Here is a 21,040-nt window from a genome sequence, read left to right on the forward strand (position 1 = left end):
GAGTGACGGGCGCGGCGACAAGCCGGGCCTCTTGATTGAGCTACGTACCTCAAAAACCCCCGGCACCGCAATCCCGCACCGATCGGGCGCGGCTCACGGCAGGTTGTCCTTCATGAGGATTTCAATGCGGATGCGCTCCTGCGCCTCATCCAGCTGGGTGCCGGTGAGTTCCGCCGAAAGCGCGCGCAGCGCCGAGCGGGCCTCGTGGCCGGGGTCCTGAACGATCAGCACGTCGATCGCGCCGCTCTCGATCAGGGGCCGGGTTTCGGCGGTCAGCTCATGCGCGATCACCAGCGGCTGCAGGTCGTATTCCGACAGGGCGGCGGCGAGCCCGGCATTGCCGGCGCCGGCGCTGTAGATCGCGGCGGGCGGGGCGGAGCGATGCAGGAAGCGGCGCACGGCCTCCTGCGTCAGGTCGGGGTCGTCCTGCCCCTCCATCACGGCGTCGAGGCGCAGCAGCGGGTAGCGCGCGGCCAGCACCTCCTGAAACCCATCCAGCCGATCGCGATGGTCGCGCAGCGCCCGCGCGCCCAGAAGCACGGCGACCGAGCGCGGCTCCGATCCGCTGAGGCGCCCGGCGAGCGCCGCCGCGACGCGGCCCGCCGCGCGATTGTCGACGCCGACATAGCGCGCGCGCGCCGAGCCCGGCACGTCGGAAACGAGCGTCACGACGGGAACGCCGCGCGCGCCGGCCGCATCGATGGCGGCGGCGACAGTGGGATGGTCGAGCCCGACCGCCAGAACCGCGTCGTGCGAAGCGCCGGCGCGTTCGATCTCGGCGGCAAGGCCGGCCGGGTCGAACGTGTCGACCTCCATCAGATCCAGCGCCAGGGCGCGGGCGGCGGGGCGGCGCGAGGCGCGCTCCAGCTCGTCCCGAAGCCGCAGCATGAAGGGATTGGAGCCGCGCGGCAGAAGCGCGGCGACGCGAAACCGCGCCCGGCGGGCCAGCGCGGCGGCGCCGGGATGGCGCTCGAAGCGCAGCGCCGCCATGGCCGCCTCGACCTTCTCGACCGTGGCGAGGCGCACGCCGGGACGCCGGTTGAGCACGCGGTCCGCCGTGGCGAGGCTGACGCCCGCCGCCCGCGCCACGTCGCTCAAGGTCGGCGCCGGGCGCTCGCTTTCCTCCGCCTCGGAGGTCGAACGCCTCGCGCCATCCCCTCCATCCATGCCAGCCCCCGCGCTTGCGCTTTTTGGGCTAGACTCGCATGGGCCGCCGCGAATGTCGCCGGTTTTCCCGACGCCGTCCGCAGCTTTGACAATCGGAATGCGAGACGACAGGAAGACGGGAGACCGAACGCCCGGGGGAGCGCATGAGCCTGATCTTCGTCCTGAACGGACCGAACCTGAACCTTCTCGGCAAGCGCCAGCCGGAGATCTACGGGCGCGAGACGCTGGCGGATGTCGAGCGCGACTGCCGCGAGCTTGCCCGGGAGTTGGGCCAAGAGATCCGGTTTCACCAGTCGAACCGCGAATACGAGATCATCGACTGGGTCCACGAGGCGCGAGAGGCGGCGGCCGGCATCGTCATCAACCCCGCCGCCTTCACCCACACGTCGGTCGCCATTCTCGACGCGCTCAACGCCTTCGAGGGCGTCGTGGTGGAGGTGCATATTTCCAACGTCCACAAGCGCGAAAGCTTCCGCCACCATTCCTTCGTCTCGCTGCGGGCGGACGGCGTGATCGCCGGGCTGGGCACGGAAGGCTATCGGCTGGCGCTCCGCCACGTCGCCTCGCGTCTGGCCGCGAAAGCGAACGGCTGACACGGCAAGTCCCAGCAACGCCGGGCTTTCGAGGCCTGGACGAGACAGGCACCGAGAGCTGCGCCAGGGCTGCCTAAGAGCACCTAACGAAACCTCTGGGCGGAGGATGGTCGAGGGATTTTCGTTCGGGGGCGAGGAGCGAAGCGTAAGTGATGCCGGCGGCAGGGCCAAGCATCCGCGACGAAGTCCACGGCGGAAAGACTAGGGCCAGCCGACCCCACGAGGTTTTGTTAGGTGCTCTCAAGCCTTGGCGATCGGTCAGGCGCGGAGCGCGCTTGCGTCTCGCCGCACTTGGCTCGCCAAAAACGAGGGTGCTGGACGATTTGTGTTGCTTAGCATACTAAATTGGATCGATCGCGCCGGCCCGCTCTTGCCCGGCGTGGCCTTCCTGCCGAGTTCACGTCATGCGTATTGCCCAGGGTCATCTGGCGTCCTGGCCCCAGACCCCACGTCCCGCCCCTTTCCCCTGGATCAGTTCGGCGCTTCTGATCGGCTGTCTGGCGCCGCTTCTAGGCCATGCGCTCATGGCGCTGTCCGCCTCGATTTTCCAAGAGAACGGCGCAATCGAGGATGCGCAGGCGCTGCTTCTGGCCTTTGCAGCGCTCGGCTTCCTAAACGCCTATCGCCGGGCGGGCGATGCCAAGGCGCTGTTCTGCGTGGCGATGGGCGCGCTGTCGATCCTCGCGCTCCAGCGTGAAATCCCGGCCTGCGAAAGCGCCTTCTTCGAAGGGGGCCTTTGCGTGCCTCGCGCGGCCAAGATTCCTTTATCCGGCGCGGTCGCCCTTATCGCGGGCATGCTGGCGCTCGCCAAGCGGCCGCGCTGGCGCAGCTTTCTCGACCTTCGCAATCTCGCCTGGGTCTGGCCCGTGGGCATCGCCGCCCTTCTGCTCGGCGCGGCGGAGCTTGCCGAACACGCCCTGCATCAGGAGATGGAGGAAACGCTGGAATTCGGCGCCTATGCCTATCTCGCGACCTTCGCGATCTGGATCGCCCGCGCGCCTGCGGTCGATAAGGCCCACCGGAAAGCGGTGAAGCCCGAAACACGATAGGGCCTGTTAAGCAAAAGGCGGAGAGGCCGAGGCCGCGCCACGTCAGGACGCGTCGCCGCCTTCGATCAGGCCCCGCAGAAGGCGCTCGTCCGGCCTCGTCCCGGGCTCGGCTTCGCCATCGGCACCGGGCCGTCCGTCCAAGAGACCGTCGAGATCCAGTTGCGCGATCTCGTCGTAGAAGCTTTCGGGCGAGACCTGAAGCTGGCGGCTGATGCGAAACAAGCGGCTGGTGGACAGGCGGCTTTCTCCCGCCTCGTAGCGCAGGATCTGCGCCTCCGAGACCCCGATCCCCTCGCCGAGGCGCTCGGGCGACCATCCCAGCGCTTCCCGCAATTGTTTCAGGCGTTTGCCCAGCAGCAGATCGAGAGGGTCGTTCGGCACGTGGTCCTTCGCGCAATCGATAAAGCGTCGAGCGTTCGACGCACCCGCCGCCGCGTTCGCGCGGGCGGCCCGGAGCCCTGCGACGAGAGACAGCCTTGCGTTGTTTCGGCTCCCCTTTAGGTCGTATTTTCGCCGAACTCAAGGGAGCGGACCGCCGCAGGACCCGGCGGCGGTCCCGATGGAGCGACCGCCCCTAACGCTCCAGGAAGGCGCGGTTCATGCTGTCCTGCACGGGCTTCACGAGATAGTTCAGGAAGGTCCGGTGCGAGGTTTCGATGAAGATGTCGGCCGGCATGCCGGGATTGACGCGAAGGCCCGGCACCCGCTCCACCTCGTGCTCCTGCAAGGTGACGCGCACGACATAGACATCGCCCATGCGGCCCGGCCGGGGGTCCGGCACCGTGTCGGCCGAAACATAGGTGACGAGGCCGCGCATCTGCGGCGTCGTGCGCTGGTTGAAGCTGGTGAGGCGCACGCCCGCCGGCTGGCCCGAGCGCACGCCGTTGATGTCGGTCGGGTTGATCAGGGTCTCGATCACCAACTTCTCGTCGCGCGGCAGGATCTCGGCGATCTGCCGGCCGCTTTCCACGACGCCGCCGGCCGTGTGGTAGTTCAGCTTGACCAGCGTGCCCGAGACGGGCGCGCGCACCTCGGTGCGGCCGAGCACGCTCTGGGCGGCAAGCAGCTGCTCGCGCATGTCGTCCATGTCGGCCTCGATGCCCTGAAGCTCCTGCGTCGCGCCTTGCTGGACCTCCTGGCGCGCCTGGGCGATCTGACCGTCGAGCCGGGCGATCTGCGAGCGCATGTCGCCGAGTTCCCCTTCGATCCGCCCGAGCGAGCCCTCAGCCTCGGCCGCCGCCCGCTCCACGGTGAAGAGGTCGGAGCGGCGATAGAGCCCTTGTTTGAAGAGGATGGTCTTGGCGGCCAGTTCCTGCCGGATCAGGCTGCCCTGCCGCTCCACCGCCTGGCGCTGGGCCTGCGAGCCCTCCATGCGCCGGCGCAGCGATTCCTGATTGCGCAGGAGCACGGCGATCTGGCCTTCCAGCGCCCGGCGGGCGGCGGCGAAGACGCTGCGCTGCCCTTCGAAGACGCGGTCGGCCTCCTTGCGGTCTTCGGCGTCCACCTCGATCGCGCCGAAATCCAGCGTCTCCTCCCCTGAGATCATGGCCTGGAGGCGGGCGGCGCGCGCCTGGTAGCTGGCAATGCGCAGGAGCAGGCGGCGGACATTGGTGCGCGCCGCCGTCTCGTCCAGCATCACGAGCGGCTGGCCCTTCTCCACCCTGTCGCCCTCCTCCACCAGGATGGCGCGGATGATGCCGCCTTCGAAGTGCTGCACCTGCTTGTTCTTGCCGGTGGCGACGAAGGTGCCGTGCGAGACCACGGCGGCGGCGAGCGGGGCGGTGCTCGCCCAGGTGCCGAAGCCGCCAAAGATGACGACCGACAGCGCGAGGCCGCCGATCACCGTGCCCCGGATGGTGCGCGGCACGCCGACATACCAATCCTCGATCACCTCGCCCGGCCGGGCCGGGCCACGCGTCGCGCCCCCATTTTTCGCGCTCATGGGACTCTCCGCTGAACGGGAACGTTGCTCTCGCCGGCCGTCTGGCCGGAGATCATCGCCAGGATCTGGTTGCGCTCGCCGATGGCCGAGATCGCGCCCTTGTCCATCACCATGATCCGGTCGACGCAGCGCAGGAGCGAATGGCGCTGCGTGATGGCGACCACCGTCGTGCCGTTGGCCTTGGCCTTGGTCATGGCAAGCGCCAGGGCGCGCTCGCCGTCCGTGTCGAGATTGGAGTTCGGCTCGTCCAGCACGACGAGGCGCGGATTGCCGAAAAAGGCGCGCGCCAGGCCGATGCGCTGCTTCTGCCCGCCCGAAAGCGGCGCGCCGTCGGCGGCGATCACCGTCTCGTAGCCTTGCGGGAAGGAGGCGACGAGCTCGTGGATATCGGCCAGCATGGCCGCCTCGAACACGTCCTCGTCGAGGGCGTCGTCGCGCATGCGGGCGATGTTGACCTTGATCGAGGCGGGGAAGAGCTGCACGTCCTGCGGCAGGTAGCCGATGCTCTCGCCGAGCTGGCGCGGGTCCCAGTTCTTGAGGTCCATCAGGTCGAGCCGGACATTGCCAGCCGTCGGCACGATGGAGCCGACCAGCATGCGGCCGATCGTGGACTTGCCGGCGCCCGACGAGCCGATGATGCCCAGCGCCTCGCCGGGCTTCAGCGAGAAGGAAAGGCCGTTGAGGATCACCTTCTTGTTGGGCGGCGGCACGTAGAGCACGCGGTCGACGTCGAGCCGCCCTTCCGGCCGGGGCAGGCGCAGGCGCTCGACATTCAGCGGCGAGTTGAGGAGGAGATGCGAGATGCGCCCATAGGCGGCGCGCGACTGGATATAGGTGCGCCAGCCCTCGATCGTGCCCTCCACCGGCGCCAGGGCGCGGCTGGAGATGATCGAGGAGGCGATCACCATGCCGCCGGTGAGCTGGCCGTCCAGCGAGAGATAGGCGCCCCAGCCGAGCATGCCGACCTGCGCGAAGAGGCGCAGCGCCTTGGACAGGGACGAGAAGAAGACGTTGCGGTCCTGCGCCGCGACCTGCGAGCGGAGAGAGGCCGCGTTGTCCCGGCCCCAGAGGCGCACGGCCTCGGGGATCATGCCGAGCGCGTTGATGATCTGCGCATTCCGCGACAGGGCGTCGAGCGTCATGTTGGAGCGGGCGTTGTGGCCGGCGGCTTCCGCGAAATGCACCGCCGTTGCGCGCTTGTTGAAGAAGGCGACCGTCAGGAGCACCAGAACGGAGACGACGACGATGGCGCCCATATGCGGATGCACCAGCCAGACCGCGAAGATGAAGAGCGGCGCCAGCGGCGCGTCCAGCATGGCGAGCAGCGTCGAGCCAGTGAGAAAGGCGCGGATGTGCTGAAGGTCGGCGAGGATCTGGTAGTCCTTGCCCGAGCCCGACAGGGCCGAGCGCGAGGCGGCCGCCAGAATGGGCGAGCCGAGCCGCGTTTCCACCTCGACGGCGGTGCGCATCAGGATCGTGCGCCGGATGAGGTCGAGCGTCACCTGCCCGATGATGGCGCCCACCACGATCAGCGTCAGCATCACCAGCGTGTCGAGCGAGCGCGAGGTGAGCACACGGTCCGAGATCTGGAACAGGTAGATCGGCACCGCCAGAACCAGGACGTTGACGAGGATCGTGAAGGCGAAGACCCAGGCGATGTTGCGCCGGACGCGCGCCTTGGTCTGCTCCAGCGCGACGCGGAAGTTCACCTGCTGGCTCTTGCGGGTGATCTGCGAGGCGCCATCGTTGGCGGCGGCTCTACCTTCTGGCAGGAGCGGTCCGCCCGCCTCGCCCTCGATCGTGGTGCCGCGCAGCGGCGGCGGGCCGGCGCGCTTAGGCTCGGGCGCGCCTTGCGCGGCGGCGGCCGCAGCCGGCGGCCGGACGGGCTCGGCGGCGGCCGGCGCGAGCGGCGGCGCCTCGATCTCGATCAGCGGCGGCGCGGCCGGCGGGGTGGCAGGCGCGCGCGGCGCTTCGGTACGCGGGGCCGCTGAGGCAGTGGTTCCTGCGGCCGGTGCGGCGGCAACCTGAATCGGCGCCCCTTGCGGCGCGGTGGCGGCAGGCGCGGCGGCGGCTCGCGCTGCCGTCGGCTGCGCGGGCACTGGCTCGGGCACCGACACCGACACGGGCGCCGGGAATGGGTCCTGCCCCTCGGCGCGCATGGCGGTCACCGCCGCCTGCATGGAGGCGAAGATTTCGCGCTCGCGCGCGTCGCGCTCCGGGTCCGACAGGCGCGGGCCGGGTTTTTCCTCGTTCATGGCTTGGATCCCCCTCTTGGTCGTCTTCTTGGTCTTGGATCGGTTGCGGCGCGGCCCTTTCGGCCGCGCCAGGACAGGCGGCCGCCTCAGGAAAGGATGCCGCCCACCCCGTCCGCCCCCGCATCGTGGGCAAGGGTCGCGTGGCTCTGCGACAGGGCGTTGGAGAAATGGTTCGCCCCGTCGCCCTGGATGTCGGAGACGAAGGCGATCACCTCGGGCGCCAGCGTCCCGGTGTCGAAGGTCTGGATGTCGGGCCCGCTCGCCACGAGATCGGCCTGAAGCAGCATGGAGCCGGAATAGTATTCGCCGCCGAGAAAGCGGACATGGCCGGCATCATCGACATCGACGATCCTGGCCTCGTTGAGCAGCGTGTTGCCGCCGGTCGTCACCGTCCACTGCGCGTCGGGCGCCACCGCGTTGGCGATGCGCGCCAGCGTGCCGTCGGCCATGCGCACTGTGTCGGCATCGTCCAGGATGTTGATCTGCGAGATGACGTTCATCTCGATCACGTCGCCGGTGATGTAGAGAACGCGGACATTGTGGGCGCCGAGAAAGGCGAGATCGGAGCCAAGGCTCGGGTCGCCGCTGGCGAGCTTGCTCTGGAAGGCCGAGACAAGGTCGCGCATCTCCGGTGAGAAGGCCGCGAAATCCCCCACCGCGCCGACATTGTGGATCGAGGCGTGGTTGATCAGGAGATTGCCGGAGGTCGAGACCGAGCCGCCCGTTCCGGCGGCGTCGGAGACGATCCGGTCGCTGTCGTTCAGGACGTTGATCTGCTGGATGAAATTGCCCTCGTAGACGCTGCCGCCGACGATCACGAGGTCGTAGGAGCCGAGAAGCTTGGAGAGCTGGGCGACGTTGAGGCTCTCGTTGCCGCCGGTCGCGGCGCGCACCGTGGACTCCATCGAGGAGAGAACCACCTGGTCGCCGTCCAGCGTCAGCTTCACCTGCCGCAGGAAGTTCGCGATCTCCAGATTGCCCTCGATCACGTCCACCTTGTAATTGGCGGGAAAGCCGTCGCGCGGATCGAGGCCGGGCCTGGCGCCGGGCGTCGCGTCGGTGCGCTCGAAGACGGCGATGTTGAGGCTGCGCGTCGTATCGGCGATCGCGGTGGACACGGCCTGGCCGAGCCCGTCGGCCGTGTCGGCATCGGCATGGATGTTGAGCTGGCGGATCGAGTTCACCTCGAACCAGTCGCCCTTGACGGCGGTCACGGCGCCGAGGTGCCCGACATTGATCAGGATCGCCTGGTTCACCGAAAGATTGCCGCCGGTCGTGAGGTAGGGCTGATCCTCCGGCAGATCGGCGGGTTTGCGCATGTCTTCGACCAGCGCGGCGATGTCGGGAGCGGCCTCCAGCCGCTCGCCATTGACGAAGACGCCCTCATGTCCGACCGGCGCGCCGAGCTCGGAGGGCTCATCGCCGGCGGAGGCGGCGGTCCCTCGCAGCACGCCGGCCAGTTGCGTCGGCATGTGCGGAATGCTGGGGAGGGACATGAAGTCCTTTGCCGCCGTCAGCATCGCCTCGAACTGCTGCGTCACATGCCCCACCACGGCGAGCGGATCGGCGTCGGGGTCGAGGATCAGCGTGTCGCGATCGTCGAGAAGGCCGATCTGATCCTGGATGGCGAAGAGCGAGTCGGAGGGAACCGAGCGGTAGTGATAGAGCGCGTCGTGCGGCGCGGAGCCCATCGCTTCCCAACCGGCGGAACTGGGAAGATCGGTGGTCGCGGGCGCGTGGGCCAGCGGCAGATGCAGCGGGTCGATCGACACCTCGACATGGGGCGGCGCAAGGCGCCGGCCGGTTACCTCTTCGATCTCGAACCGATCGTTGGCGAGGCGGATGTGAGGATCGCTGACGGGAGGGGAAAGGCCGGCGCTTCGTGCCTCCGGGGCTTCGTCCCGCCCGGCCAGCGGATGGACCCTGGCCAGATGCGGGCTGCCGGAAAGGAGCCGGTCGTGACTCCCGGGATCGACCTCGTTGACGCGGAACAGGCCGATGAAGCGCGCGATGGTTTCCTGGGCCTCGATCATGAGCATCGGATCGCTCCTTTCGAAACCTCGGTTCTAGGCGGAGGGCTAGGCGGGGCTTAGGAGGAAAAAGGGCCCACGCCGCTCCGGGGAGACGACGCGAGCCCAAGGATGGAGCGCCCGAGGGGGGCAAGGGCGCTCCGGCTGGAGATTTAGGCGTCGCCGAAGTCGGCCCCGCCCGCGTCGCCGCCCACCACGGCCATGTCGACGCTGGTGAACTGGATGTTCGCGCCCATCGAGATGTCCATGTTGAGAGCTTCGTGGCCGGCCGAGACGCCCGCCGCCGCGCTGTTGCCCGCCGAAAGCGTGGAGCTGTCGCCAGCGGTCAGCGTACCGTTGTGCATGGCATCCGCCGTGCCGCCATAGAGGCCCGAGGAGCTGAGGGAGAAGCTGCCGCTGCCGCTCTGCATCTGCAGGCTGGTGCTCGGCTGGTTCAGCCAATCGCTGTCGTTGAGCGTCGCGATCTGCTGGATGGAGAAGACGTTGCCGTCTCCCAGAAGTGCCTGCCCGCCTTCCGCGTTTAGGGCGTCGCCGCCGATCGTGCCGATGATGCCGTCGAGCTTGTTGCACAGGCCCGTCACGTCGATCAGGTCGTCGTCGGAATTGAACGAGTCGGCGACATGGGTGCTGCTGTCGTTCAGCGAGTCGGCCAGCGAGACGTTGGTGCTGGCGTCGTTGTTCGAGTGGTTCGTGCTCGAATTGGAGTTGTCGTTGCCAGAGTCGGAGACGCTGTTGTCGCTGTAGTCGTTGCCGGTGTTCGAATTGTCCGAATTGTCGGAGTTGTCCGAATTGTCGTTGTTGGAGTCGGTCGTGCTCTTGTCGTTGCCGATGTCGGACACGCCGCCCACATCCAGCGAGGTCGAGTTGTCGTTGCCCGAATCCGCGACGCTGTTGTCGCTATAGTCGTTGCCCTGGTTGGAATTGTCCGAATTGTCGTTGCCCGAATCGTTCACGCTCTTGTCGTTGGCGATGTCGGACACGCCGCCCACGTCCAGCGACGTCGAATTGTCGTTGCCGGAGTCGTTGACGCTCGAATTGTTGCCCTGGTTCGAATTGTTCGAATTGTCGTTGTTCGAATTCGTGTCGCTGTTGTCGGACAGGTCGCTGCTGACGTTCGAACCATCGGCCGACTGGTCGTTGCCCTGGTTCTGGTAGCTCGGCGAATTGACATAGGCTTCCGCGACGGAGCCGGCCAAGGCGGTGGCGTTGCGATCGACGCTCATGATTCTCTCCCGTTGAAGGATAAGGGCCGCCGTCGCTCCTCTTCTGCGGGAGACGGACATCCGGCCATGTTGGATGGAATGGGGTTGGTCCTCGCCTTCCTGCCCTCCGGCCCGATACGATTGCGGCGATCCGGGACGTCGGCAAAAAGGTTACGCAACTCGAAGCCCTGTGGCCGAAGCCGCTTGGGCAGTTTTTCCGGGGCGCTTTACTCCGCCCCTTGCGTCCGCCCCGGTCTTTCGAACTGGTTAAGACATCGTTAAGATTGCTGAAGACGAAGCTTTTGTCTTGCGGGGAAGAACCCAGCGCATCGTCGGGAGTTTTCCGTCAGGAAGAGAAAGAAGATCGACCGCCCCTAGAATGAGAGGCCAAGTCTCTTCGCATTCGCAGCAAGATTTTCGGCCGGATGGACTTGGGCACAGCCCATCGATTCAAAGAAAAAGGGAAGCCCCGCATGAAGCCGCCGAGCCAATTGCCGCCGAGACCCGATTTCGAGACGATCGAGGCGGCGGCGCGTGATGCGGGCGCCACGGCCGCGCGGGGCGACGTCTTCACGCTGATCGGCCAGCTCTCCTTCAGCTGGTCCAACAACGAGAGTCTCCTGGTCTATTTCATCATGCTGCTTCTGGGCTGCGACCGGGAAGCGGCGCTGATCGTCTTCGGCACGCTCAACACCAGCCGGGCTCGGGTCGATCTCGTGCAGCGGCTCGCCCGTGTGAAGCTGACGGACCGTGCCTTGTCGGGCGAGATCAAGCGGCTCATGACCCGCTTCGACACGGGCACGCGGCTGCGCAACGACCTGCTCCACGCCATGTTCACGGTGGACGCTGCGGGGCACATCACCCATACGCACGCGATGCGATTGGAGGAGCGCGCCAAGGGCCTGCGCTTCGGCGCGGCCAAGTCGATGGATAGCGAGCGCCTGGAGGCCATCCGCGGTGAGATCAGGGCGATGAATGAGTTGAACCGGGATCTTTGGACGTTTCTGCCCCGCCTGGAGGCCAGCCTGCGCGCTTGCCCGCGCGGGCGCTCGAGAGAGGATGGCGGCGCGTGAGGGACAATTTTCAGTCTATAGTTGTATGTAAGGCTGACGCGGTGTGGGAGGAGACGTCCATTCCCTTCTCCTCACTGCAGTTGCATCACCCAAAATTCCTGGGGAACGGCGTGTCTGGGTGTTTTCATCGAGGCGCCGGGAACGCCTGACGAAGCCTTGGGGAAGGATGGTCAAACCGGGCTGTCCGGGGGTTAGAGCGCAAGGCTCGGAGGGCACGCGGACGCGTGACGGCTGATCCATGGCCAAGTTTATGACGACAAACAGAAAGCCCCGCGCTTTCAGAGGCGCGAGGCTTTCAAGGGCTCCAGGCCCAAGCTCGTCGACGATGCGGGATCAGTGCGGCCGGCGCTCGTCCTGCTGGGTCTCGAACTCGGTGATCGAGTTGAACCAGCCGGCCCTGTGCGCATAGCGGATGATGTCGGAGCGCGAGGCGAGGCCGAGCTTGGCGATGGCCCGCGCCTTATAGGTCTCGACCGACTTCTGGCTGATGTCGAGATCCCTGGCGATCTCCTTGGCGCTGTAACCATAGGCCGTCCGGCGCAGGACCGACATCTCGCGCGCCGAGACGCGGCTCGGCAGGGCGCCGAAGGGCGTGTAGATCGCCTTGTCGAGCCGCGCCGGCTGGGGCGCGGTCATGATCGGCACGAGGCGCGGATCGAGATAGGTCTCGCCGCCGCCGACGCGCCGCGCGGCGTCCACGAGGTCGGGCTCGCGCGCCGACTTGAGGAGATAGCCCCGCGCCCCTGCCGAGAAGGCCGCTTCCACCGCCTCGCGCGTCTTGGCGTGGCCGAGCAGCAGAAGCCCTGAACGCCCGTTCAAGGCACGGCAGAAGGCGACGAGCGCGTCGTTGTCGAAGCCCGGCATGGCGGCGTCGACCGCCACCACGTCCGCGCCGGGAAGGCGGGCCGCCTCGATGCCGCCGAGAAGGTCGGTGACGCAGGCTTGAACCTCAAGGCCTGGCTCGTCCTGCCGCTCCATCACGCTGACGAAACCGGCCGCGAAACAAGGCTCGTTCGTAACCAGCAAGACGATGCACATGCCCCCTCCCTTTCTTGGGTTGTTTTTCTTGTGTCGGGAAAATCCCCGCTACAACTTATCCCAACGTCCCCACATCTTTGTCGTGCAATTCCTGATATAAGGGCGTCAGGTTATGAGAAAATCAAGCATATTCAGTTCCCAGCGAACAGCATTTTCCATTCTCAAGCGCGAATGACATGCGCCGAACTGGTTTATTGCACTTGCTCGAGCTCCGCTTCACCCAAAGGGGGGAAGCACGCCTCGCAATTGTATAAAACCCAAAGTTGTTACGCGCCATCACGAGCGCCGAAAAGTAGAAAGCACGTCTACTCGTGTGCGGCCGTTGCGGAACCGCCGGTTGATCACCCGGCGAGGCTTGGCTGCTCCCGCTCGCTTTTTGCGAAACGGCGGGAAAGGCACCTTGAAGAAGCCTTCAATCCCCCTCGCCGCACCCCTTTCTGCCCAAGAACGGGGCAGCATGGAGCGGCGGCGGTGCGAAGCTTGCCCAAGGCTTGCGCGCCAAAACTTCCTATGTAAGTAATCGAAGCACGATTGCGGCGTTTGACAGGTCTTCTCTCGGCTCTCGCCGGGTTTTGACCCGATCTTGAAGAAACCCGTCAGGGAAATCCTGACGATCCTTCCTCGAACGTCGGCGGTTTATCATGAAACTTAACGATTGGCCGGCATCGCCGGCCCCTGCCATGCCGCGAAATCCTTCCGGCAAAAGCATCGCCGTGACCGGTGGCGCCGGTTTCCTGGGAACGCATCTTTGCGAGGCGCTTCTGGCGCGCGGCCATCATGTCGTGTGCATCGACAATTTCGCCACGGGCAGCCGCGAGAATCTTCGCACGCTCGTGGCGACCAATCGCTTCACGCTGGTGGAGCAGGACGTGGTTCTGCCCTTTCCGGCCGGTCTGCCGCGCTTCGACGAGATCTGGAATCTCGCCTGCCCGGCCTCGCCGCCGCACTACCAGCGCGACCCCGTGCGCACGCTCTTCATATGCGCGGACGGGGCGCGGCGCGTTCTGGAGCGGGCGGCCGAGGACGGGGCGCGGGTGTTCCACGCCTCGACCTCGGAAGTCTATGGCGACCCGGACATCCACCCCCAGCCCGAGACCTATGCCGGCCATGTCAACCCGGTCGGCCCGCGCGCCTGCTACGACGAAGGCAAGCGCTTCGCCGAAGCCGTGTTCACCGATGGCTGCGCCCGCGCGGGGATCGAGCTGCGCATGGCGCGCATCTTCAACACCTACGGGCCGCGCATGCACCCGGACGACGGGCGCGTCGTCTCCAACTTCGTGGTCCAGGCGCTGCGCGGCGAGGACATCACGGTCTATGGCGACGGGTCGCAGACGCGCTCCTTCTGCTATGTCGACGATCTGATCGCCGGCTTCCTGGCGCTCATGGCGCTGGACACGGACCCGCGCGGCCCGGTCAATCTCGGCAATCCCGTGGAAACGCGGATGGACGAGCTGGCCGATCTGGTAATGGAGCTGACCGGCTCGCGCTCGCGCATCGTGCGCCGGCCGCTGCCGGTGGACGATCCGCGCCGCCGCCGGCCCGACATCGGCAAGGCGAAAGCCCTGCTGGACTGGGAGCCCCGCGTGCCGCTGCGCACCGGACTGGAGCGCACGATCGCCCATTTCGCGGAAGGCGTCGCGGCCGAGCCCAGCCCGCGCCTTCTGCCGGGCCTTCTCGCAGCGGCCAACACGGCCCGCCCTCTGACCGAGGGAGCGCTGGCGTCATGAAGATCGTCGTCATTGGAACCGGCTATGTCGGTCTCGTCACCGGCGCGTGCCTGTCGGAGCTCGGCCACGAGGTCGTCTGCTTCGACACGGACGCCGCCAAGATCGCCCGCCTGCGGCGCGGCGAAATGCCGATCTACGAGCCGGGGCTGGAAGAGCTCGTTCTCGCCCATTCGGCGAGCGGGCGCCTCGGCTTTGCCACCGGCTCGCTGCCGCTGGACGCGGACACGCAGGCCGTGTTCGTGGCCGTCGGCACCCCGCCTTCCGCGCTCGACCATTCGGCCGATCTTTCGGCGGTCTTCGCGGTGGCCGAAGCGATCGGGCGCGCCGGCGTCCACTCGCTCGCGGTGATCGTGAAGTCCACCGTCCCGGTCGGCACGGGCGAGGCGGTGGAGCGCATCCTGCGCGAGACCAGGCCCGAGATCGAGTTCGACGTCGTGTCGAACCCGGAATTCCTGCGCGAGGGCTCGGCGCTGGCCGATTTCCGCGCGCCGGACCGCATCGTGGTCGGCACGGGCTCCGCTCGCGCCCGCGCGATCCTCGCCGAGATCTACCGGCCGCTGACCGAGGGCGGCGCGCCGCTCGTCTTCACCGAGCGCGCCTCGGCGGAGATGATCAAATACGCCGCCAACGCCTTTCTGGCCGCCAAGATCGCCTTCATCAACGAGATCGCCGATCTCTGCGAGGCGGCGGACGCCGATATCGAGGAGGTCTCGCTCGGCGTCGGTCTGGACCGGCGCATCGGCGCGGCCTTCCTGCGGCCGGGACCGGGCTTCGGCGGCTCCTGCTTTCCCAAGGACACGGAAGCCCTGCTCGCCACGGCGCAGAGCCATGGCGTGCAGCTGCGCCTCGTGGAAAGCACGGTGGCGGCCAATGACGGGCGCAAGCGCGCCATGGGCCGGCGCGTCATCCAGGCGATGGGCGGGGTGCGGGGCCGCACGCTGGCCGTGCTCGGCGTCACCTTCAAGGCCGGCACGGACGACATGCGCCAGGCGCCCTCGCTGCCGATCCTCGCCGCGCTTCGGGCGGCGGGGGCGAGGCTGCGCATCTTCGACCCCGAAGGCATGGGCCAGGCGCGGGCCTTCCTGCCCGACGCCGACTATGCCGACAGCGCCTATGGCTGCCTGGAAGGGGCCGACGCGGCACTGCTGCTCACCGACTGGCCGGAGTTCGCCGCGCTGGATCTGCCCCGCGTGGCGGAGCTGATGCGGGGCGACGTGTTCGTGGACCTGCGCAATCTCTTCCCCCTGGAAGAGCTGCGCGCGGCGGGCCTTCGGGCCTTCGGCATCGGGCGGCGCTCGCGCCTCGCCGTGCCGCAGCCGGTGCGCGGGCGCGCGGTGGAGGACCTGCGCCAGGGGCTTGCCAACCCGGCGTCGCCGCCGGTCGCCCCCAGCGTCCTGCCCGTGGCCGGCGTCCTGCCCGAGCCCTCGCCCGCCGACCTGCCGCCGCTCGCGCTCGTCGCGGCGGCGAAGGCGGCCAAGGCCGGGCTCAACGGCCACGCCGTCTGACGCGAAGGGAGACGGCCCCATGCACGCTCAAGCGTGGGCGGGGGGCGCGGACACGATTCTCGTGTCCGCCTTCCTCCTGTCCCAGATCCTCTATGCCCTCTCGCTCGGGCTCGGCCTGTTCTTCCTGCGTCTGCCGGTGGACTGGGTGGACCCGCGCGAGGCACAAGGCCGCCGGCCGGAGGAGCACCCCTATATCGTGCTCTTCTACCCCGTGCTGCGCGAACTCGAATCCACGATGCGGACGACCTTCCTGTCGCTCGCCCGCATCGACTATCCCGCTTCGCGCTACCGCGTGGTGGCCATTCCCAACGCCAACGACACGGCCACCGTGGAAAGCTTGCGGCGGCTGGCGCAGGAGTTCGCCTTCCTGCAGATCGTCGAGGTTCCCGCGACGAGCGATCCGTCCTGGCAGGTCGTGTGGGACAGCTGGAACGCCAATCCGAAGGCCTATTGGTGGCACAAGGGCAAGCGGGCGGGCGTCAGTGCACTGCCGCCCAAGAAGACGCGCCAGCTGATCTACGCCTTCTACACGCTGGCCGAGGACATGGCCGGCGGGGAAGACTTCCTCGTCAACTACATCGACGCCGACAGCTGCCCGCCGCCGGACCATTTCCTCGCCGCCTCGGCGGGGATGCGGCACTACGACGTGCTGCAGGCGCAGAACATCGCCGGCAATCTCCTCACCTCCATCTCGGCCTCCTGGCACGCCTTCGACCACATGGCCTGGGACGGGTTCCTCTATCCCCATCTCTCGGCCGGGGGGCGCCAGCCCTACTGGGTGCTGGGCAAGGGCCTGTTCTTCCGGGCCTCCGACCTCGTGGCGCTGGGCGGTTTCCATCCCTGGATCACGATCGAGGACCCGGAGGTCGGCATGCGCTTCTGGGCCAACGGCAAGCGCATCGGCATCATCGAGAACCCGCTGATCGAGGAGGTTCCCTCGACGCTCGGGCATGGGATCACGCAGCGCAAGCGCTGGGTCTGCGGCTTCTTCCAGAGCCTCGCCCAGCCCTTGAAGGACATGGGGATGACGCCTTGGCAGCGCCTGCGCGCGCGGCTGAACTTCGGCCCCTGCCTTTCGCTCTCGGCCCATGCGATCGGCCTGCCCATGGGGCTCTGGGCGCTTGCCGCCTGGAGCGCGGGCGACAGTCCGGTGCCGCCCTGGACGCTGGGCCTCGCCGTCGTGAACCTCGCGGTCTTCGCGCTGACGCTCGGCGCGATCTACCGCTCGGTCTGGCAGCGCGCCGCGCTGATCCTGCCCGAGCGGGCCGATCGGCTTCGCTATCTCCTGCGCGTCAACCCGGCCTCGCTCGTCGTCTGGTGGCTGCTTTGGCTGATTCCGCTCGCCATCGGCTTCTGGATGTTCCTGCGCGATCGCGGGCTCGTCTGGGAGCGCACGGTGAAGATCGACGCCAACCACGAACTCGTGCGCGCCGTCTCCGGCTCGCAGCCCGCCGTCGTACGGCTCGGGGTCGATCTCGCCCCGCCCGCTCCCGCCAATCGCAATCGCATAGTGGAAGCCGAGGCCCCCGTGCCCGGCATCGCCCTCTGACCCCCCCTGTTTCAAAGGAAAACTCCCATGTCCAAAGGTCATGTTCTCGTCACCGGCGGCGCCGGCTTCATCGGCTCCCACCTTGTCGACCAGCTTCTCGAACGCGGCTTCGAGGTCAGCGTGCTCGACTGCCTCAAGCCCCAGGTCCATGCCGACGCGGAGGTGGATGCCGACGGCTGGCCCGTCTATCTCGACCGCCGCGCCCGGCGCATCCGGGGCGATCTCCTCGACGACGGCGTGTTCGAGGCGGCGCTCACCGGCGTCACGCATCTCGCCCATCTCGCCGCCTCGGTCGGCGTCGGCCAGTCCATGACGAACATCACGGACTATGTCCGCAACAACGTCATGACCGCCGCGATCATGCTGGAGACCCTGTCGCGCCGGCCGCACGGGATTCAGCGCATTGCGGTCGCCTCCTCCATGTCGATCTATGGCGAGGGTGCCTATCGCGGCCCCTGCGGCACGGTCGCCCCGCCGCTGCGCCCGCACGAGAAGCTGCTGGCCCGCGAGTGGGAGCTGGAGGACGAGGAGGGCAACGCGCTCGCCCCTGTGCCGACCAACGAGGAGAAGCTGCTCCAGCCCGCCTCGATCTACGCTGTCAACAAGCGCGACCACGAGGAGATGTTCCTGTCCGTCGGCCGGGCGCTCGGCATCCCCACCGTGGCGCTGCGCCTGTTCAACGCATACGGCTCGCGACAGGCTCTGTCCAACCCCTATACCGGGGTCGCGGCGATCTTCATCTCGCGCCTTCTCAACGACCAGCCGCCGCTGGTTTTCGAGGACGGCTCGCAGCGGCGCGACTTCGTGCATGTGCACGACGTCGCCAACGCCTTCGCCACGGTTCTGGAAAGCGAGCGCTCGGTCTGGGACTATTACAATGTCGGCTCGGGCCGCTCCATCACGGTGCGCGAGATCGCCAGCGTGCTCGCCCGGCTCCTGCACAAGAACATCGCGCCGGAGATCCTGGGCCGCTACCGCGTCGGAGACATCCGGCACTGCTTCGCCGACATTTCCAAGCTGGAGCGCGATTTCGGCATCGCGCCCAAGCGCGGCTTCGAGGAGGGCATGGGCGAGCTGATCGAATGGGTGGCGTCGGCCCGACGGCCGGTGGACCGCGCCGCAACCAGCCTTGGCGAGTTGCAGGGCTCGCGGCTGGTGGTCTGACCTCAGAAGCCGAGCGGGCGCCGCTCGAAGGCCGCCAGAATCGCCTCGCGCATCGGCGCGGGGCGCATGTCGGAATCATAGGGCAGGCCCCGGTTGAAGCCGGGGCCTTTGCCTTGCCCGCCGACGAGGCGCCAGTAAAAATCCAGATCCTCCGGCTCGATCGCCAGCCAGGAATGGCGCGTCGACAGGCCCCAGGTGGAGACGGCGCGCACGGCCGCGCAGTCCAGCGCCACGTCGAGATAGCGCTTGGCGATCTCAGCCACGAGCCGGTCGCGCACCAGGGGCGGCGCGGTCAGGTCGTGCTCGCGTACGTCGAGTTCGGTGATGTGGATTTCGAGGCCGAACCCGCTGAGATCGCGCAGAAAACCGGCGAAGAGGGGTTCGGAAAAAGGCCCCTTGCGCAGGTCGAGATGGCCCTGGAGGCCGATGCCGCCGAGCGGCGCGCCGGCTTGCCTCAACCGCTCCACCAGCTTGAGGAAGAGATAACGCCGGTCCCGCTCCACGGGAATGTCGTAGTCGAGCCCGTATTCGTTGAGGAACAGGACGGCGCCGGGCGCATGGGCGCGCGCCTCGTGAAAGGCGCGCTCGATATACCCTTCCCCGAAGGCGCGCAGGAACGTGCCGTCCCGCAGGCCGTCCATCCGGTGTCCCGTGTCGATCGGCTCGTTCACCACGTCCCAGGTCGCGATCTCATTGCCGTAGCGCCCGAGCACGGCCTCGAAATGGGCCGCGACCGGCGCCCAGCCCGCCCCCTCCGCCAGCGCGGCCTCCGCCCAGGGCGGAATGCTTCGGTGCCAGATCAGGGTGTGGCCGTGCAGGGCGCGCCCGTTCTCGGTGGCAAAGCGCAGAAGCGCGTCGCTGCGGGAAAAGTCGCGCCGACCCGGCTCGGGCTCGATCGCGTCCCATTTCATCGAGATTTCCGGGGTCAGCGCGTCGCATTCGACAAGCAGCGCTTCGGCAAGATCGGGCTCGGCGGCGATCTGCTCGGCCCGCGCGGCCGCGCCGAAGCGCCGGCCAGAGCGCGCCGCCGCTTCCCGCAGCGAGGCGCGCTCGGGCGCGCGCGCCCGCTCAGTGGGAAGCGTGAACAGGGCGCCCGCCCCCAGGAGGAGGTTGCGCCGGCTCAAGACGGGGGAATCTGCGGGTGAGGAAGCGTCCGCCTCCCCCGCCGCCCCTTCAGGCCCGCGCCGACGCTCGCGTTCGGCCCGCAGCCGCCCGGCCCGTCCGATGGTTTCGGGGGGCATGATCTCAGGTCATCGCATCGCCGACAGGACCCGGCGTGCCTCCGTGTTCCCCTGGGCTGCGGCCTCGCTGTAGAGGCTGCGGGCGCGCTCGGGCTCGCGCGCCTTCACGAGTTCGGCGAGCTTCCACTTGGCCCAGGAATCGTTCGTCTCGCGAACCGAGATCTCGAGATATTGGCGCGCCTTGGCGGGGTCGCGCCGGACGCCTTCGCCATCGGCCAGCATGAAGCCCAGCATGTGATAGCCCCAGGGATTGCCTTGGTCGGCCGCGCGCTGATACCAGCGCGCCGCCTCGCGCGAGGACTGGCGCACGCCCATGCCCTTCTGCAGGAACCAGCCGACCTTGAACTCGGCATAGCGATCTCCCGCGTCTCCGGCCCGGCGATACCAGCGATAGGCCTCGCGATAGTTGCGCGCGACGCCGACGCCGTTCTCGTAGTGCTCGCCGAGCTTGTACTGGGCCGAGACGTTGCCGCGCTCGGCCGCCTTGCGGAAATAGCGCGTCGACAGGGCGGGGTTGGGCACCTTGTAGCGAAGATAGGTCTCGCCCGACTTGTACCAGTCCCAAGTGATTTCCGGGGGGCTCGGCCGCGCCGGCTGGCTTGCCGCCCTCGCCTCCCCGCCCGCGATCGCCCCCGAAACGCAGACGATCCACCCCGCCATGACCCAAGCCACCTGCCGCATCGCGCCCTCCCGCCGCCTAGGGGACGGGCTGCCCGCCCCCGCTCGCGATTAAGGTTAACGCCGCGCCCGGCCAGGGTTAAAGACGGGAGGAATCCGACAGGCCGGCGCCCGGCCTTTCGCATGGCCGCCGGCCCGGGCTTTCGGTTGACGCGGCCGGGATGTCGGCCTATAAGGCGCGCAGATTTCCGGCGGCGTCCTCGGATGCGGCCTGTTCTGCCGTGGCGAACCCGATACCAGACGATACCCTGGTTTGGTGCCTCCCTCGGCGATCGATCCCTTCGCGTCGGATGCTGGTCGGCCTGTAGCCGCCCGGGTCCGCCTACGAGAACACGAGAGACACGACACATGGCCAATACGCCGTCGGCCAAGAAGGCCGCCCGCAAGATCGCCCGCCGGACCCTGGTCAACAAGGCTCGCCGCTCGCGCATGCGCACCTTCCTGCGCAAGGTCGAGGAAGCGATCCTCTCGGGCGACAAGGAAGCCGCCCGCGCCGCCTTCAAGGTCGCCGAGCCCGAACTGGCCCGTGCCGCCGCCAAGGGCGTCCTGCACAAGAACACCGCCTCGCGCAAGATCTCGCGCCTGTCGAGCCGCGTGAAGGCGGTCGGCGCCGCCTGATCCGAGCCCTTCCAGCGCTCATCGACGATCAAAGGCCCGGAGCATCGCTTCGGGCCTTTCTTTTTGCGCCTGATGCTCCGCGTTCAGGCTTCGGGTCGGCAAGCCCCAAAGCGTCATTCAATCGTCACACGGAGCGACGCGCGCGACACGCGCCCTTCACGCAACCGTCACAGTGGACGACTCGCCACAATCCGCCCCATCTCGCTTTG

17 protein-coding genes are annotated in these 21,040 nt (G+C 67.9%); 8 read left to right on the forward strand and 9 right to left on the reverse strand.

The window, feature by feature from the left end; genetic code table 11:
* Positions 1 to 93: 93 nt before the first annotated feature.
* Complete coding sequence (locus tag M673_RS16950) at positions 94 to 1,167, reverse strand: LacI family DNA-binding transcriptional regulator (RefSeq protein WP_061977434.1); 1,074 nt, start codon at positions 1,165 to 1,167, stop codon at positions 94 to 96.
* A 143-nt stretch (positions 1,168 to 1,310) separates the two neighbouring features.
* Here M673_RS16950 and aroQ point away from each other — a divergent pair, with 143 nt between their 5' ends.
* Entirely contained in the window at positions 1,311 to 1,760 is a 450-nt protein-coding gene (gene aroQ, locus M673_RS16955) for a type II 3-dehydroquinate dehydratase (protein WP_061977436.1), read from the forward strand.
* A 404-nt stretch (positions 1,761 to 2,164) separates the two neighbouring features.
* A complete protein-coding gene (locus tag M673_RS16960; RefSeq protein WP_061977438.1) occupies positions 2,165 to 2,809 on the forward strand; it encodes a hypothetical protein in 645 nt (214 codons plus the stop codon).
* A gap of 42 nt (positions 2,810 to 2,851) precedes the next feature.
* Here M673_RS16960 and M673_RS16965 read toward each other — a convergent pair whose 3' ends face one another.
* The 5 genes from M673_RS16965 to M673_RS16985 form a co-directional block, all read right to left on the reverse strand.
* Complete coding sequence (locus M673_RS16965) at positions 2,852 to 3,190, reverse strand: helix-turn-helix domain-containing protein (RefSeq protein WP_061977440.1); 339 nt, start codon at positions 3,188 to 3,190, stop codon at positions 2,852 to 2,854.
* A gap of 193 nt (positions 3,191 to 3,383) precedes the next feature.
* Positions 3,384 to 4,751, reverse strand: a complete 1,368-nt coding sequence (locus M673_RS16970; RefSeq protein WP_061977442.1) for an HlyD family type I secretion periplasmic adaptor subunit — start codon at positions 4,749 to 4,751, stop codon at positions 3,384 to 3,386.
* Positions 4,748 to 7,006: a type I secretion system permease/ATPase gene (locus M673_RS16975; RefSeq protein ID WP_244493205.1), complete on the reverse strand. Its 2,259-nt coding sequence runs from the start codon at positions 7,004 to 7,006 to the stop codon at positions 4,748 to 4,750. Before M673_RS16975 ends, M673_RS16970 begins: the two co-directional genes overlap by 4 nt.
* A gap of 86 nt (positions 7,007 to 7,092) precedes the next feature.
* Positions 7,093 to 9,045 carry a hypothetical protein gene (locus M673_RS16980; protein ID WP_061977444.1) on the reverse strand — a complete coding sequence of 651 codons (1,953 nt, stop codon included), beginning with the start codon at positions 9,043 to 9,045 and terminating at the stop codon, positions 7,093 to 7,095.
* 143 nt (positions 9,046 to 9,188) lie between these two features.
* Positions 9,189 to 10,259 carry a hypothetical protein gene (locus tag M673_RS16985; protein ID WP_061977446.1) on the reverse strand — a complete coding sequence of 357 codons (1,071 nt, stop codon included), beginning with the start codon at positions 10,257 to 10,259 and terminating at the stop codon, positions 9,189 to 9,191.
* Between the two features lie 452 nt (positions 10,260 to 10,711).
* Here M673_RS16985 and M673_RS16990 point away from each other — a divergent pair, with 452 nt between their 5' ends.
* Positions 10,712 to 11,311, forward strand: a complete 600-nt coding sequence (locus M673_RS16990) for a hypothetical protein (protein WP_061977449.1) — start codon at positions 10,712 to 10,714, stop codon at positions 11,309 to 11,311.
* A gap of 333 nt (positions 11,312 to 11,644) precedes the next feature.
* On the opposite strand, the gene M673_RS16995 is transcribed toward M673_RS16990, so the two are convergent.
* Entirely contained in the window at positions 11,645 to 12,349 is a 705-nt protein-coding gene (locus tag M673_RS16995; RefSeq protein WP_061977451.1) for a LuxR C-terminal-related transcriptional regulator, read from the reverse strand.
* Between the two features lie 641 nt (positions 12,350 to 12,990).
* Between M673_RS16995 and M673_RS17000 the strand changes: the two genes are divergently transcribed.
* From M673_RS17000 to M673_RS17015, 4 genes are read left to right on the forward strand one after another with little or no spacing between them, the layout of a single operon-like run.
* Positions 12,991 to 14,076: a UDP-glucuronic acid decarboxylase family protein gene (locus M673_RS17000; protein WP_061977452.1), complete on the forward strand. Its 1,086-nt coding sequence runs from the start codon at positions 12,991 to 12,993 to the stop codon at positions 14,074 to 14,076.
* Complete coding sequence (locus M673_RS17005) at positions 14,073 to 15,581, forward strand: UDP-glucose dehydrogenase family protein (RefSeq protein WP_061977454.1); 1,509 nt, start codon at positions 14,073 to 14,075, stop codon at positions 15,579 to 15,581. Before M673_RS17000 ends, M673_RS17005 begins: the two co-directional genes overlap by 4 nt.
* Positions 15,582 to 15,600: 19 nt before the next feature.
* Complete coding sequence (locus M673_RS17010) at positions 15,601 to 17,130, forward strand: glycosyltransferase family 2 protein (RefSeq protein WP_061977456.1); 1,530 nt, start codon at positions 15,601 to 15,603, stop codon at positions 17,128 to 17,130.
* A 27-nt stretch (positions 17,131 to 17,157) separates the two neighbouring features.
* Complete coding sequence (locus M673_RS17015) at positions 17,158 to 18,294, forward strand: NAD-dependent epimerase/dehydratase family protein (protein ID WP_061977458.1); 1,137 nt, start codon at positions 17,158 to 17,160, stop codon at positions 18,292 to 18,294.
* Between the two features lie 2 nt (positions 18,295 to 18,296).
* Here M673_RS17015 and M673_RS17020 read toward each other — a convergent pair whose 3' ends face one another.
* Both M673_RS17020 and M673_RS17025 read right to left on the reverse strand, forming a co-directional pair.
* Positions 18,297 to 19,535, reverse strand: coding sequence for an endo-1,4-beta-xylanase (locus tag M673_RS17020; protein ID WP_082639563.1), 1,239 nt, complete (start codon positions 19,533 to 19,535; stop codon positions 18,297 to 18,299).
* 9 nt (positions 19,536 to 19,544) lie between these two features.
* Positions 19,545 to 20,216, reverse strand: a complete 672-nt coding sequence (locus M673_RS17025; RefSeq protein WP_061977462.1) for a tetratricopeptide repeat protein — start codon at positions 20,214 to 20,216, stop codon at positions 19,545 to 19,547.
* A 345-nt stretch (positions 20,217 to 20,561) separates the two neighbouring features.
* On the opposite strand from M673_RS17025, the gene rpsT reads away from it, so the two are divergent.
* The gene (gene rpsT, locus M673_RS17030) at positions 20,562 to 20,831 is read left to right on the forward strand and encodes a 30S ribosomal protein S20 (protein WP_061977464.1); all 270 of its coding nucleotides are present in this window, start codon (positions 20,562 to 20,564) and stop codon (positions 20,829 to 20,831) included.
* The last annotated feature ends 209 nt before the right edge of the window (positions 20,832 to 21,040 follow it).

It is taken from the genome of Aureimonas sp. AU20 (assembly GCF_001442755.1).
In the GTDB taxonomy this organism is placed as follows: domain Bacteria; phylum Pseudomonadota; class Alphaproteobacteria; order Rhizobiales; family Rhizobiaceae; genus Aureimonas.